The 14388-nt window shown below is 65.2% G+C and carries 11 protein-coding genes; 5 read left to right on the forward strand and 6 right to left on the reverse strand.

The features are described from left to right. Positions 1-208: 208 nt before the first annotated feature. Positions 209-586, reverse strand: a complete 378-nt coding sequence (locus RT513_RS06085) for an ArsR/SmtB family transcription factor (RefSeq protein ID WP_088215418.1) — start codon at positions 584-586, stop codon at positions 209-211. 263 nt (positions 587-849) lie between these two features. Between RT513_RS06085 and RT513_RS06090 the strand changes: the two genes are divergently transcribed. The 5 genes from RT513_RS06090 to RT513_RS06110 all read left to right on the forward strand — a co-directional run bounded on the left by RT513_RS06090 (position 850) and on the right by RT513_RS06110 (position 7107). Further along, on the forward strand, positions 850-1677 hold the full coding sequence (locus RT513_RS06090) for an ABC transporter substrate-binding protein (protein WP_313533747.1): 828 nt from the start codon (positions 850-852) through the stop codon (positions 1675-1677). Between the two features lie 14 nt (positions 1678-1691). Beyond that, positions 1692-2822, forward strand: coding sequence for an LLM class flavin-dependent oxidoreductase (locus RT513_RS06095; RefSeq protein ID WP_290690468.1), 1131 nt, complete (start codon positions 1692-1694; stop codon positions 2820-2822). Next, on the forward strand, positions 2822-4657 hold the full coding sequence (locus RT513_RS06100) for a TRAP transporter large permease subunit (protein ID WP_290690465.1): 1836 nt from the start codon (positions 2822-2824) through the stop codon (positions 4655-4657). Before RT513_RS06095 ends, RT513_RS06100 begins: the two co-directional genes overlap by 1 nt. Positions 4658-4671: 14 nt before the next feature. Continuing rightward, entirely contained in the window at positions 4672-5685 is a 1014-nt protein-coding gene (locus RT513_RS06105) for a TRAP transporter substrate-binding protein (RefSeq protein WP_290690464.1), read from the forward strand. Positions 5686-5988: 303 nt separating this feature from the next. Continuing rightward, positions 5989-7107 carry an acyl-CoA dehydrogenase family protein gene (locus RT513_RS06110; RefSeq protein WP_290690461.1) on the forward strand — a complete coding sequence of 373 codons (1119 nt, stop codon included), beginning with the start codon at positions 5989-5991 and terminating at the stop codon, positions 7105-7107. Positions 7108-7155: 48 nt separating this feature from the next. Here RT513_RS06110 and RT513_RS06115 read toward each other — a convergent pair whose 3' ends face one another. The 5 genes from RT513_RS06115 to RT513_RS06135 all read right to left on the reverse strand — a co-directional run bounded on the left by RT513_RS06115 (position 7156) and on the right by RT513_RS06135 (position 14184). Continuing rightward, positions 7156-8361, reverse strand: a complete 1206-nt coding sequence (locus RT513_RS06115; protein WP_290690459.1) for an ABC transporter substrate-binding protein — start codon at positions 8359-8361, stop codon at positions 7156-7158. An 87-nt stretch (positions 8362-8448) separates the two neighbouring features. Beyond that, positions 8449-10584: a 3-hydroxyacyl-CoA dehydrogenase NAD-binding domain-containing protein gene (locus RT513_RS06120; RefSeq protein ID WP_290690457.1), complete on the reverse strand. Its 2136-nt coding sequence runs from the start codon at positions 10582-10584 to the stop codon at positions 8449-8451. 14 nt (positions 10585-10598) lie between these two features. Then, positions 10599-11807 (reverse strand): acetyl-CoA C-acetyltransferase, encoded by a 1209-nt coding sequence (locus tag RT513_RS06125; RefSeq protein WP_290690455.1) that lies wholly within the window; start codon positions 11805-11807, stop codon positions 10599-10601. 33 nt (positions 11808-11840) lie between these two features. Continuing rightward, entirely contained in the window at positions 11841-13418 is a 1578-nt protein-coding gene (locus RT513_RS06130; protein ID WP_290690453.1) for a class I adenylate-forming enzyme family protein, read from the reverse strand. 151 nt (positions 13419-13569) lie between these two features. Beyond that, positions 13570-14184, reverse strand: coding sequence for a TetR/AcrR family transcriptional regulator (locus RT513_RS06135; RefSeq protein WP_179209167.1), 615 nt, complete (start codon positions 14182-14184; stop codon positions 13570-13572). Positions 14185-14388 lie beyond the last annotated feature (204 nt).

The following is a 14388-nucleotide window of genomic DNA, read 5'->3' on the forward strand; positions in this document are numbered from 1 at the left end:
GGAAGCACGCCGCGGGTTCCTCGGGAAACCCGCGGTTGCGCACCGCTTGGGTGATCTGTTGAAGCGCGCCGCTTCATGCCGCCGGCTCTCCGGCGCCCGGGCTGAAGCGGGTCACGAACACGGCCCGGCCTGCGGAGCAGAATTGTCCCCCGGGGCGCGAGCACGGGGCCGGATGTCGCGCGCGGGCGTAGCGCCCGGATGGCCCGTATCAGTCGAACATGTCCGGCAGCACCTCCGCCGAGGTCTGGGCCGCCGCACGGCGCTGCTCCATACGCAGGTCGTTCAGCTCCGCAAAAGCCATGCGGAGGGCATGAACGAGCGGCATGATCCGTTGATCCCTGATGCGATACGTGACGGATCGCGCCTGCCGCTGGCCGGTGATGATCCCGGCCTCGCGCAATTGGGTGATCTGCTGCGAAAGCGTGGGCTGGCTGATGCCAAGATCCTCCTCCAGCTCGGCGACAGAACGCGGCGCTTCGATGAGGTAGCAAATCACCGCCAGCCGGTTCGGGTTGGCGAGATGCTTTATCAGTTCGCTCGCCTCATCGACGCTGTGACAAACCTTCTCCGGCCTGACCTTTGCCATCATCCTCCCCCTCGCCGCTGCGACAACAATGCCTGCCCCGCGTTCCGGCGCAAGATGAGCCATCGGAAATCGGGCAAATAATCCATACAAAGCTTAAGTGTCGATCATATCATCCTGTAGGATGCAAAATATTTGGGTGAATATTTTTAATATTTTGCTGGCCGTGTGGCCTCGTTGACTCCTTCTGTCCTGCAGGTTCCAATTAAGAAAATCATAAACCGGTAGAGCGGAGCAACAGGATGCTGAAAGTCGGCGTTCACCCCATGAACTTGCACCTGCGGCTGCTGTCGCTCTGGCCGGGCGCGATGGATCATCGGGCGACCGAATTCGTCGCCTATCCTGAAGGCAGGGATACGGGCCTGCTGATCGCGGATGGCAGGCTTCATGTCGGCGGAACGGGTTCCACTCCGCCGCTGATCGCCCAGTCTGAGGGAAAGTCGGTCCTTTATCTTGGTGCCTCCGCGCCACGACCGGCAAACGGCGCCCTGCTGGTGGCACCGGAAAGTCCTGTCCGCGACATGGGGCAGCTGAAGGGCAAGCGGGTAGCGCTGATCGACGGCTCGTTTCATACCTACCTTCTCGCGCGCTCCCTGGAGCAGGCGGGCCTGCAACTTGCCGATGTCGTCCGTTGCGAAATGTCGCCCGCCGCCTCTCGCAAGGCGCTGGCCTCGGGGGAGGTCGATGTCTGGATCGCCATGGCACCGCTGATCGACCAGACCATCGCTGCAGGAGAGGCAAGGCTGCTGTCGCTCTGTGGCTCCACCATTCCCAACCGCTCCGTCTTCTGGACGCTGGCGGGCTCCGGTGCGACCGAGGCGGAGCTTGACGGTTTCGTGGCCGCCCTCCTGAAGCTGGGCGAGGCCGTTGCCGCGGATCCCGAGCAGGCGGCCGGGCTGCTCGCCGGCGACGCCGCCACCCCTGCGCAGCTTGCCCAATGGAAAGCGGTGATCGCCGGACGCGACTGGCGGGTGATCCCGGCAAGCGCCGCGCTGGTCGCCGAGCAGCAGGAAGAGGCCGACGTGCTTCACGCCCATGGCGACTTCGCCGCGCCGCTCCACATCACCGCCTTCCGTCCCACCCTCGCCGCCTGACAGGAGATCGCGACATGAACGTCCTTTGGTATATGTGCGCCCCCGACGGGCATTATCCGTGGAAGCCGGAAGGCTCCCGCACGCTCGACTACGGCTATTACCGCCAGCTCGCGCAGGCCTATGACCATCTGGGTTATACCGGCGCGCTGTTTGCGACCGGCGCGCATGACGTGTGGGTGCTGGCAGCGGCCCTGATGCCCTTCACGGAGCGGATGAAGTTCCTTTGCGCGGTTCATCCGGGCGTGATCGCGCCCACGCTGCTCGCCAAGATGGCGGCGACGATGCAGGAGTTTTCCAAGGGGCGCACGCTTCTCAACATCGTCTCCGGCGATGCCAAGATGATGGGCGCCTATGGCCTCACGATGAGCCATGACGAACGCTATGAGATGGCGGACGAATACCTCACGATCTACAACCGCATCATGGCGGGAGAGAGCGTAACCCAGGAGGGGAAGTATTTCCCGACCGTGGGCGCAAAGCTCGCGCTGCCCGTTTCCGATACCATCACGCCCCCGCCCCTGTGGTTCGGCGGCAGCTCGGACAAGGCGATCGACGTCGCTGCGAAGCATGTCGATACCTACCTTTCCTGGGGGGAGACGCCGGAGCAGATGGACGCCAAGATCCGGCAGGTGAAGGCCCGCGCCGCGCATTACGGGCGGGAGCTGAACTATGGCGTCCGGCTTTATGTCATCGTCCGCCGCACCGACGAGGAAGCATGGGCCGCCGCCGCAGACATGTATGACCAGATGGACGCGGCCTCCATCGCCGGGAACCAGAAATTCGTCGGCGGCACCGACAGCGTCGGGCAACGGCGCATGAGCGCGATGCACGGGGGAGTGAAACCCGACGATCTGCGTGATCTGGAAGTCGCGCCGAACATCTGGGCCGGTATCGGCCTCGTACGGCCCGGACCCGGGAGCGCCATCGTCGGGTCGCCGGAGACGGTGATCCGTACGCTGGAGGCGTATCAGAAGGTGGGCATCGACACGTTCATCCTCTCGGGCATGCCGCTGCTGGAGGAAGCCTATCGTTTCGGCGAACTCGTCCTGCCGAAGCTGGACGTGACGCGGGACGAAGCGCCCAAGAAGAAGCATTTCACTTGGAACACGCTCTTTGATCGCGATCTGGACGCGAAGGTAAGCTGATGTCAGACCAGAGCCTCGCACAGCCGCAACCGGGTGTGGCACGGCTGGCTAGCCGGAGTCTGGCGTGGTTGTCCGGCCTGCTTTCCACGCTGGCCGCGGTGGCTCTGGCGGCACTCCTTCTGCTGGTGATGGCGGGCTTCGTGCTGCGCTATGGTTTCTCATCCGCGCTTCTGGGGGCGGAGGATGCGGGGATCTGGTTGCATGTGGCCATTCTCGCCTTGGGCATGCCCGTCGCGCTGACATCGGCGCTCGCCATGCGGCTCGACGTGGTGCATCGCTTTCTCCCCGCCAGACTCCGCGCCGCCGCGGATGTGGTTGCGGAGGCGCTGACCCTGACTTCCGGGCTGGTGATCGCCCATGGCGGCATGATCGTGACGGAGATGGTCGGCGGCACCAATCCGGCGCTCGGCCTGCCCGACTGGATCCCCTTCGCCACCTTTGCCCTCGGCGGCTCTCTGGTCATCCTGTTCACGGCGTTGCGCCTGCTGGCGGAGGAGCGGGGCGCGGTCCTGCTGCCGGCTGCGCTTGCCGCCGCGGCGCTGTTCTGGCTTGGCTCAAGCGATCTCTACATCGACCCCGGCATGGCGCCGAGCCTTTTTCTCGCGCTTGTCGCGGCGGTTGGCCTGATCGTCGCGACCCCCCTGCCCCACGCCTTCATCGCGGCGGCCTTCATCGCCGTTCCGTTCGGGTCGAGCCTGCCGGAGCCGGCGTTGGTGCATACCGCCCTTTCGGGAATGATGAAGTTCCTGCTGCTTTCGGTGCCCTTCTTCCTGCTTGCGGGAACGTTGCTCACGCTTTCCGGCGTGGCCGGCAGGCTGGTGCGGTTTGCGGATTCGCTCGTCGGCCATCGTCGCGGCGGACTTGCGCAAACGGCGCTTCTCACGAATGTGCTGTTCTCGGGTGCCTCGGGCTCTTCGATCGCCGCCGCGGCATTCAGCGCTTCGACATTTCAGCCGGAGCTGGTCAAACGCGGCTACCGCCCGGAGAAAGCGGGCGCCATCGTGGCCGCAACCTCCATGCTCGACAATGTCATCCCGCCGTCGATCGCGTTTCTGATCCTCGCGACGGCAACGAACCTGTCTGTGGGGAGCCTGCTCGTCGGCGGTCTCTGGGCCGGGTTGCTTCTTGCAGTGGCGCTCTTCATCGTCATCCGCATCACCTGCTCCGATACGCCGCTCGCACCGCGTGTCGCCGGTGGCCAGCGCCTTCGCCTGGCCGTGCAGGCGGTGCCGGCCTTCGGCCTTGGCCTTGTCGTGGTGCTGGGTATCCGCTTCGGTATCGTGACGACGACGGAGGCCGCAGCGGTTGCGGCGGTCTACACGTTCGGCCTCAGCCTCTACTACCGGGCGGGCAGCGCGCGGCTCTTCACCGCCTTCCGCCAGTCTGCAACGGAAGCCGCGGCGATCGCGCTGCTGATCGCCTCCGCCGCGCCATTCGCCTTTCTGCTCGCGGTGGACGATATCGCGGGGATGATCGGCCATCTCGCCGGTCTGTTCGGCTCCGGCCCGATCGCGGCGCTGATCTTCTCCGTAGTCCTGCTGTTCATCGCGGGCCTGTTTCTGGACATCGGCGCGGCGATCCTGCTGCTGGCCCCGCTGCTGCTGCCGTTGGCCATCAGTGCCGGCATCGATCCCGTCACGTTCGGTGTCATCATCGTCGTGAACCTGATGATCGGTGGCCTGACCCCGCCTTTCGGTGTGCTGATCTTTGTCGTCTCGGGCGTCACCGGGACGGCGACGACCGCCCTGTTCCGCGCGGTGCTCCCCTATGTCGGCGCGCTCACCGCCGCGCTCGGCCTGCTCTGCCTCTATGCCCTCGGCCAATCTCTCTTCTGAAGGATGATGCTCCCATGTTCACGTCCCCTCAGCCCGCCTGCCGCCGCGCCTTCCTCAAGACCGGCTCCGCCGCGGTGCTCGGCCTCCTCGCCACGCCTGCGCTGGTCCGCCGGGCAGAAGCCGCTTTGCCGGTCACTGTCGCCTCTCTCATGGCGCCCGACAAACCGGAAACCCTGATCTGGAACCATATCGCCTCGACGGTGGAGGCGAAGCTGCCGGGCAGCTTCCGCTTCAATATCGTCCCCAATGCGGCCCTCGGGGCAGAGCGGGAAGTGGCCCAGGCGGCAAAGCTCGGGTCCGTGCAGGCGTCACTTTCCACGATTTCCGTCATTTCCGGCTGGGTGCCGGAAGCGCAGATTTTCGACCTCCCCTTCCTTTTCCGCGATGCGGCTCATCTGAAGGCCGCAGGGGAGGGCGAGGTGGGCGAAGACATCAGGGCAAAGCTCGCCGATCAGGGCTTTGTCGTCCCCGCTTACATCAACTATGGCGCCAGGCATCTGTTGACGCGCAGCCCGATCACCGATCCTTCGGGACTGAAGGGGCTGAACATGCGCGTCATCCAGAGTCCGCTGCACACCGAACTCTGGAAAGCCTATGGCGCGAACCCGATCGGGATCCCGATCGCCGAAACCTACAACGCGTTGCAGACAGGCGTTGCCGACGCCATGGACCTGACGAAAAGCGCCTATGCGGGGTTCAAACTCTATGAGGTCGTTCCCTGCCTGACGGAGACGGCGCATGTCTGGGCGGGCGGTGTCATCTACTTTGCGCAGCCTTTCTGGCGACGCCTGAATGACGAGCAGAAACAGGTGCTGACCGAAGCTGCGGTCGAAGGTGCCGATTACTTCAACGGCCTCATGGTGGCGGACGAGGAAACCTCGATGGCCCTTGCGACTGCGGGCGGCGCACAGGTGTTTCAGCCCACGGACCGGGAGGCATGGGTCGCAGGCGCCCGCCCGGTATGGGACAGAATTGCGCCGAATGTGGGCGGGGCCGAACGGATAGAACAGATCAGGTCGATGTCCTGACCGGAACGGATGCACGGCGCTTCAGCGGCGTCGGCTGACACCACCAGCCTGCGACCGACCTCTGCGCCGGGGGGACTTCCGGCGAAGCGATAGCCTGCGCCCATCGCCCCCGCACAAGCTCTCGGAGGCGATGGGTCAGCGGCATTTCTCCGGACACAGGCACCGCCCGCGAGAGAAGCGCAGTGTGTACCCGGAGCCTCCCCGACCTCATTTCCAGATCAGCCCCCCAACGGCGACTTTACAAACCAAACGATTGACCGATAAATTTCGTCTGACAGTTCCCAGGGCCGAGGACGGCAAGCCATGTCAGACGAAATCGAGCAATTCCGCCGGTCTCTTGAACGTTTTCTGCAGCGGGAGGTCGTTCCTCATATGCAGGAATGGCGCGACGGTCAGTCGGTTCCCCGCGAGGTGTGGCTCAAGGCGGGCGGGCAAGGCCTGCTCTGCGCGAGCATGCCGGAGGAATATGGCGGCGCGGGCGGCGATTTCCGGCACGAGGTCGTTATCATGGAGGAACTGGCGCGGATCGGGTTTCTCGATTTCGGCATCCCGCTCCACAATGGCATCGTCGCGCCCTACATCCTTCACTACGGCACGGAAGAGCAGAAGGCGCGCTGGCTGCCGCGGCTGGCAAGCGGTGAGCTGGTCGGCGCCATCGCCATGACGGAACCCGGCACCGGCTCCGATCTGCAGGCGATCAGGACGCGGGCGGTACGGGAAGGTGACCGGTACATTCTTGATGGTCAGAAGACATTCATCACCAACGGCCACAATGCCGGGCTGGTGCTCGTCGTGGCAAGAACCGGGCCGGGGGAGGGTTCGCGCGGGCTCTCCCTCATCGGGGTGGAGGAGGATACGCCGGGGTTCGGTCGGGGGCGGAATCTGAAAAAGATCGGCTGGCATGCCCAGGACACCGCCGAACTGTTCTTTGATGCGGCAGAGGTTCCGGCCCAAAATCTTCTGGGCCGGGAAGGCGAAGGTTTCGCCCAGCTCCGCGCCCAGCTTCCCCAAGAACGGCTCATCATCGCCGTGGAGGCCATCGCGGCGATTGAAACGGCGCTCGACCTTGCCACGGCCTATGTCAAGGAGCGCCAGGTCTTCGGTGCGCCGGTGTTCAACAATCAGTCCATCCGGTTTCAACTCGCCGACTATCGCACGGAAGCGCGGATCGGCCGCGTGTTCGTTGACGATTGTATCCGCCGGTTGCTGGACGGCACCCTTGACGACACGACCGCGGCGATGGCGAAGCTCTGGCTCACGGAAAAGCAGGGCAGCATCATCGACGGTTGCCTGCAGATGTTCGGCGGCTACGGCTATATGGCGGAATATCCGATTTCCCACATGTGGACCGACGCTCGCGTGCAACGCATCTACGGGGGCACGAACGAGATCATGAAAGAGCTCATCTCGCGCTCCCTCTGATGCCGGGAGGGCCGGAGCCCCGGCTCCAGCCCTCCCGCGCCGTATCTGTCAGTTGTTGACCATCGGACATTTGCTCTTTTCGAGCGGTACGAGGATGTCCTGCGCAGGCATGGTGCGGATGACTTTCAGGATGTCCCACTCGCCGGTGATTTCGGACGGTTTCTTGACCTCCACCAGATACATGTCGTTCTGGAGCCGTCCGTCGGCCCGCACCATCGCACCCGGAGCAAAGAAATCGTCGACGGGCATTTCCTTCATCTTGGCCATGACCGTCTTGCCCGAGTCGCTCTGGGCCGCGGCTGCCGCGCGCAGGTAGTGGAGCGTGGCGCTATAGGTGCCCGCGTGGGCCTCTGACGGCACACCTCCGCCCATCTTCTTGCTGAAGCGCTCGGCAAAGGCCCGGCTCGGCTCGTCACGGTCCCAATAGTAGCCCGCCATGTATTGCAGCCCCTGCGCCAGCTCCGGGCCAACCGCCTTGGCGGACTGGATATAGAAGAGCGGCGCGGCCATTTTCTGGCCCTGCTGCGCGAGCCCGAATTCGCCCGCCGCCTTCAGGGAGTTCACCGTGTCGCCAGAGGCGTTGAAGAAGCCGACGACCTTGGCGCCCGATTCCTGCGCTTGCAGGACGAAGGATGAATAGTCGGTGTTGTTGATAGGATGGCGTACCGCCCCCTTCACGGTGCCCCCCATCTCTCCCAGGATGCGGGTCATGCTGGCTTCCATGGCCTTGCCGAAGGCGTAGTCGGCGCTGATGAAGAACCAGCTGTCGCCGCCTTCGGCGATGATTGCGCGGCCCAGACCCTCCGACAGCGAATCCGTGTCATAGAGCCACATGGCACCCGTGGGTGTGCAGGCCTCGCCAAAGATCGCCGCCGTGGCCGATCCGACGTGAATCACCGCGCGATCGGCGTCCCGCACGATGGTCTGCACGGCAAGGCTGACTGCCGAGTTGGAGATATCGACAAAGACATCCGCGCCTTGGGTATCGATCATCTCCCGCGCCTTCAGCACACCGATATCGGCCTTGTTCTGATGGTCGGCGTTCAGCACGCGCACCTTGATCTCGGGATGCTCCCGGGCAAAATCCTCCACCGCCAGTTCCGCCCCCGCGACCGATCCCCGCCCCGAGGTATCGGAGTAGCTGGAACTCATATCGGTCAGCACAACGACGGTGATCTCCCCGTTGGTCATGTCTGCCATGGCCATGGTAGCCCCCATGGACAGGGCTGCCGCACAAGTTGCGATCTTCTTCATTTTCTTCCTCCCTCGGCAGGCCTCCCCGCCTGCCAGATGACACTACCCGATCCTGAATTTCGATCAATCGACCGATTGAAACATGCGTCAGGCTGCACGCGACCGGGACGCGGCTGCAACCGCGCGTGCGATAACAACATCCTCGGGGGAAAAGCGCTCGCCACAGGACCGGGCGAAGCCTGCGCATTCCGCGGCAAAGCGTTCTGGACCGACGGTAGAGATGAGCGACAGCGCCCCGCCCGTCCATGCGGGATAGCCGATGCCAAGGACCGAGCCGATATCGGCGGTGACCTCATCATCGATGACGCCCTCGGCCAGACAGCGCGCGCTCTCCAGCGCCTGGATATACAGAAGCCGCTTGCCCACCTCCTCGGCGGTCGGCTGCCGGGCGGCTTGCGGGAACAGCTCCGTCAGCCCCGGCCAGAGCTGCTTGCCCCCCTCCGCGGCATAGTCGTAAAAGCCGGCGCCCGCCTTTCGGCCAAGGCGGCCAAGCGCGTTCAGCCGCGCAACCACCGGCGCCGCATGGTCCCGCAGGAACCGCCTGTCCAGCCCATCCGCCTTTGCCTGACCGATCACGCGGGCCTGCAGGTCGAGCGAGACCTCGTCCGTCACGGCGAGCGGCGGAGCGGGAAACCCCGCCATGCGTGCGGCATTCTCGATCAGCGCCGGAGAGACGCCCTCCGCCAGCATGGCCATCGCCTCGTCGATATAGGTGCAAAAGACGCGGCTGGTGTAGAAACCGGGGCTGTCATGGACGATGATCGGCGTCTTTTTCAGCTTCGCCACGAAGGCCAGCGCATCCGCGATCGTCTCCTCTGCGGTCTCGGCCCCGACAATCACCTCCACCAGCGGCATTCGTGCCACGGGCGAGAAGAAGTGGAGGCCGATGAACCGCGCCGGATCCGCGATGGCCCTGGCCAGACCGGTGATCGCCAGTGTGGAGGTGTTGGACGCAATGAACCCGCTAGGCGCCAGCATCGGTTGCGCCTTTCCCAGAATGTCCCGCTTCACGGCGCCATCCTCAAAGACCGCCTCCACGATCAGCTGGGCACCGGAGAGAGCCGCCACATCATCGGCGGGCGTGATACGGGCCGTGAGGGTCCCCGCCGACGTCAGGCTGCCCTGCGCGCGGGGCCGTCCGTTCTCCGCGCCGGCAACGGCACGGGCGGTGGCGGACGGATCCGTATCGTACAGCACCACATCAATCCCCGCTCCGACGGCCACTTGCGCGATGCCGCTGCCCATCATCCCCGCCCCCAGCACGCCGATCCGCTGCACCGCGAGCGGCTGGCGTGCCGGATCGCCGAAGCTCCGCTTGCGCGCGGCGCTCGTGCGCAGGAAGCTGCGCATCAGGTTGCCCGAAACCTTGTCCGCCAGCAGCGTGCCGAAATACTTGGCCTCTATCCGCATGCCGGTCTCGAACGGCACCTGCGTTCCTTCATAGACCGCCGACAGGATCGCATGCGGCGCAGGATAGCACCGCCGCGTGGCCTTCAGGCGCGACGTGCCGGCCATGAAGCTTTGTGCCGCATGGGGCGCAAGCGGGCCGGTTCCGCCGGGCAGGCGGTATCCTTTCGTATCCCACGGCGCGATGGCGGAGGGGCGGCTGAGCAACCAGCCCCGAGCCGCTTCCATGAGCGCCGCCGGGTCAGCCGCGACCTCATCTACCAGACCTGCCCGCAATGCCTCCGCAACGGACAGGATCCGGCCGTCGAGAAGCAGCGGCAGGGCCGCCTCGACGCCGATCATCCGCGGCAGGCGCTGCGTTCCGCCGCCGCCCGGCAGCAGGCCGAGCGTGACTTCCGGCAGCCCGAGCCGCACCGCAGGCGTGTCGAGCGCCATGCGCCGGTGGCAGGCCAGCGCGACTTCGTAACCGCCGCCAAGCGCCAGCCCGTTTATCGCCGCCACCACGGGTTTGCCACAAGTCTCCAACCGGCGCAGGACCGCCGCCGCATCCATGGCCCAGCGGGCAGCCTCCGGCGCCGTGATGCCGCTGTCATGGAGGGCGAGCATCTCCTTCAGATCCGCCCCGGCCAGAAAGCCGGAGGTCTTGCCCGACGTCAGAACCGCGCCGATCGCCGCCGGATCGGTGGCGATCCTGTCCACCGCCTGAGTCAGATCGGCCAGAAACGCGGGTGTCAGGACGTTCAACGGCCGGTCCGGCACGTCGATCGTCAGTGTCACGATGCCGCTCGCGTCGGTTATGTATTCAATCGTCGTCATGGCAATCCCCGGTTTCAGATGCGTTCGATGATCATGGCGATCGCCATGCCCGCCGCCGCACAGAGCGTGATGAGCGCGGTGTTGAGATCCCGCCGCTCAAGCTCGTCCAGCACCGTGCCGAGGAGCATCGCCCCCGTGGCGCCGAGCGGATGACCCATGGCGATGGAGCCGCCCGCCACATTCACCCGGTCATGCGGGACATCCATCTCCCGCATGTAGCGGAGCACGACGCTGGCGAAGGCTTCGTTCACCTCGAACAGGTCGATGTCGTCCACCGTCATACCCGCCCGCGCCAGCACCTTGCGCGACACGGGCGCAGGCCCGGTCAGCATGATCGCGGGTTCGCTGCCGATATTGCCCGCGGCCCGAATGCGGGCGCGGGGTTTCAGGCCCGCCGCCGCGCCGAAGGCCGCGTTGCCCACCAGAACCGCCGCCGCGCCATCGACGATCCCGCTGGAATTGCCGCCCGTATGCAGATGCGCGATCCGCTCCACCTGCGGGTATCGCTGCAGCATGACCGCATCGAGCCCGTCCCGCCGCCCGCTCTCTGCAAAGGCCGGTTTCAGCCGCGCCAGATCGGCCGCTGTCGTGCCGGGGCGCATATGTTCATCGCGCGAGAGCACTGCCTCTCCCAGAATGTCCCGCACCGGCACGACCGAGCGGTCAAACCATCCCCCCTGCCAGGCCCGCGCGGCGCGGGCCTGGCTCTCGGCCGCATAGCCGTCCAGATCGTCCCGGCTGTAGCCGTCCATCGTGGCGATCAGATCCGCCCCGATGCCCTGCGGGATATACCAGGTGTCCCAGTTGGTGCGCGGGTCGCTGTAGCAGGCCCCGCCGTCGGAGAAGATCGGCACCCGGCTCATCGACTCCGTGCCGCTGGCCAGAATGGCATCCGCCTCCCCGGATTTCACCCGCGCGCCCGCGATGTTCACTGCCTCCAGACCGCTCGCGCAGAAGCGGTTGAGTTGAAGCCCCGTCACTGTCTCGGCATAGCCCGCCTGTAGCGCTGCGACGCGCGCCATGTTGCAACCCTGCTCCCCCACCGGCGACACGATGCCCATGACGACATCCTCCACAAGCGCCGTGTCGAGCGCGTTGCGGTCGCGCACGGCCTCCAGCACCTGTGTGGCAAGCTGGATCGGCGTGATCTCGTGCAGCGCGCCATCCGGCCGCCCCTTGCCGCGCGGGGTCCTGACGTGATCGTAGATCAGGGCTTCAGACATATCGATCTCCCATGCCGATCCTCAGGCAAATCCTCAGGCCGCCGCGCCGGAGGCGGGCCGGGTGCGGCGATACTCGTCTCGGAGTTCACGCTTCAGCACCTTGCCGAGCGCGTTGCGCGGCAAGGTTTCCCTCAGGTCGATGCGGCACAGCCGCTGATGCTTGGCAAGCCGCGCGTTCGCCCAGTCGAGCAGCACTTCAGCCGAGACCCGAGCGCCGTCGCGCAGCACGACGACCGCCAGCGGCGTCTCTCCCCATTTCTCGTGCTCGATCCCCACCACCGTGACGTCGAGCACCTCGGGATGCGTGCCCACTACGGCCTCCAGATCGGTCGGATAGATGTTGAGACCGCCGGAGATGATCATGTCCTTCTTGCGGTCGAGAATGTAGAGAAACCCCTCCGCATCCAGACGCCCGACATCGCCCGAGCGGATGAAGGTGCGCCCCGCCGCGTCCCGCCAGATCGCGGCCCGCGTTTCCGTGGCCTTGCCATGGTATTCCCGCAGCAGGCCAGGCCCGCGGCCGACGATTTCGCCGGGTTCATCCGGCCCACACTGTCGGCCCTCTCCATCGACGATGGCCAGTTCCTGCCCCATCAGCGGCGTGCCGACGGAGAGCGGCTTGCGGAGCTGATCCTCTGGCCGGAGCAGGGTGGAGGAGCCTTCCGTGAAGCCGTAAAGCTCAAAGAAGCGCGCGCCGATCAGGCCGATCAGATGCGCCTTCACGTCCGGGCGAAGCGGTGATCCCGCCGACAGCATCATCTTCAGCGCAGAGAGATCACGGGCGGCAAAGCCATCGCCCGCGAGGATCACGTGGATCTGGCTCGGCACGGTGAAGGTGTGGGTGATGCGTTCTGCCTCCAGCGTATGCAGGAAGCCTTCCGCCCGGAACTGCCGGTGGATATGCAGCGTGCCCCCCGCAAACAGGGTCGGCATCACAACGAGCCACGTCCCCGCGGTATAAAGCGCCGTGGTGACCAATGACCGCGCCAAGCCATCGAACCGCATCTCGAAACCGTTCGACAGGCAGAAATAGACGCGCGCGGCATGGGTATGGACGACCCCCTTGGGCAAGCCGGTCGTGCCGGAGCTGTACATGATGCTGAACACGTCATCGCCGCGCAGCGTGACCTCCGGCTCCGCACTCTCCGCCTCCGCGCAAAAATCGCCGAGCTTGATCCAGCCGCCGCCGTCGAAATCCGTGCCGATCCGTCCGTCCTTGCGCAGCGCGGGCAGACGGTCTGCGATGGCATCGACCAGCGGACGCAGATCGGCGGAGGCGATCACGAAAGCGGCCGCGCAATCCGACAGCAGCGTAAGAACCTGATCCGATGTCAGCATGCCCGACACCGGAACCATCACCGCCCCGGACTTTACCGTGCCGAACATCGCGACGCAGGCGTCGATGGAGGAGGAGACCAGCACCGCGACCCGATCACCCTTCCCGACCCCTGCCCCGATCAGCGCATTTGCCAGCCGGTTCATCGCAGAGTTGAATTCCCGCCAGCTCAGCACCTGGCCGTCACAGACCAGGGCGGGCTTGTCGGGATCACGCCGCGCGTGGCTGGCCCAGATTTCCGGCAATGTGACATCGACCACATCGAAACGATGCATGCCTCTCCTCCCCCCGGCCGTGGAAACGGCCATGCTCCAAGGCAGCCGCCTCCTCGCGACTCTCCCTTGCCAATTATTCTACCAATCACTTGCTTGAAATAAAGAAAAATCTTATGCCGCGCGTAATGCGTTGTCTTTATTGGGTATTACATCACCGCGGCCGGAGCATCCGCACCAGATGGCTTCCGATCTCCTCGGGGCTCATCACCCCCGGTCGATACCAGCTTTGCGACCAGTTCAGCGCCCCGAGGAATTGCAGGCGGAACACCTGCGGATCGATGTCAGGCGGCAGATCGAGCGCCCGGACAGCATCCGCGATGATACTCTCATAGGCATCCCGGCGTGACACCAGTGCCGCACGGTATTCATCCATTCCCTCGGGAAAACGCGGCACGACCATGATCATCAGCCCGCTGTTTTCGAGCAGCGCCCGACAATGCGCCGCGGCGATCCGCTCCAGGCGGTCCCAGGGCGAGACCGCTTCCATTGCCGCGGCGGCCCGCGCCCCCTCCGTCAAGACTGCCATTCCGGCATTGAAAACCTCGACGAACAAGGCTTCCTTTGAGCTGAAATAGTAGTAGAGCGACCCTGACAGGATACCGGTCGCCGCCGCGATATCCCGCATGGACGTCCGGTCGTAGCCCTTTTCGGCAAACAGGGCTGCGGAGGCGGCGACGATCTGCTCACGCCGGTCGAAGCCCGGAGCAGCGGCCTCCATATCCTGGCGGCTCGGCCGTCCGACCCGGCGCCTGACAGGTTTTGCCATGATCCGCATCCTTCCGAACGTGGCAGGGGACACATCCCGCACCAAAATCAATCGCTTGATTTATAAATGCGTAGGCCCCTCCCCTGCAACGGGAAAGCGCCCGATCCTCAACTGGCTGCCAAACGGCCGGGTTCACGCTAACAGGCTGCGGAAAAGTCGTGGGTCTGGCCAGCCTTGCGTTGAAAACCAGAAAATCGGTCCGGT

It is taken from the genome of Haematobacter sp. (genome assembly GCF_032102465.1).
Lineage (GTDB): Bacteria > Pseudomonadota > Alphaproteobacteria > Rhodobacterales > Rhodobacteraceae > Haematobacter.

What these genes read in the sequence shown, in the direction of transcription:
- RT513_RS06115 (WP_290690459.1), bottom strand. Translation starts at nt 8,361, where the DNA reads ATGAAGAAGATCGCAACTTGTGCGGCAGCCCTGTCCATGGGGGCTACC.
- RT513_RS06090 (WP_313533747.1), top strand. Translation starts at nt 850, where the DNA reads ATGAACTTGCACCTGCGGCTGCTGTCGCTCTGGCCGGGCGCGATGGAT.
- RT513_RS06135 (WP_179209167.1), bottom strand. Translation starts at nt 14,184, where the DNA reads ATGGCAAAACCTGTCAGGCGCCGGGTCGGACGGCCGAGCCGCCAGGAT.
- RT513_RS06120 (WP_290690457.1), bottom strand. Translation starts at nt 10,584, where the DNA reads ATGACGACGATTGAATACATAACCGACGCGAGCGGCATCGTGACACTG.
- RT513_RS06110 (WP_290690461.1), top strand. Translation starts at nt 5,989, where the DNA reads ATGTCAGACGAAATCGAGCAATTCCGCCGGTCTCTTGAACGTTTTCTG.
- RT513_RS06125 (WP_290690455.1), bottom strand. Translation starts at nt 11,807, where the DNA reads ATGTCTGAAGCCCTGATCTACGATCACGTCAGGACCCCGCGCGGCAAG.
- RT513_RS06100 (WP_290690465.1), top strand. Translation starts at nt 2,822, where the DNA reads ATGTCAGACCAGAGCCTCGCACAGCCGCAACCGGGTGTGGCACGGCTG.
- RT513_RS06095 (WP_290690468.1), top strand. Translation starts at nt 1,692, where the DNA reads ATGAACGTCCTTTGGTATATGTGCGCCCCCGACGGGCATTATCCGTGG.
- RT513_RS06105 (WP_290690464.1), top strand. Translation starts at nt 4,672, where the DNA reads ATGTTCACGTCCCCTCAGCCCGCCTGCCGCCGCGCCTTCCTCAAGACC.
- RT513_RS06085 (WP_088215418.1), bottom strand. Translation starts at nt 586, where the DNA reads ATGGCAAAGGTCAGGCCGGAGAAGGTTTGTCACAGCGTCGATGAGGCG.
- RT513_RS06130 (WP_290690453.1), bottom strand. Translation starts at nt 13,418, where the DNA reads ATGCATCGTTTCGATGTGGTCGATGTCACATTGCCGGAAATCTGGGCC.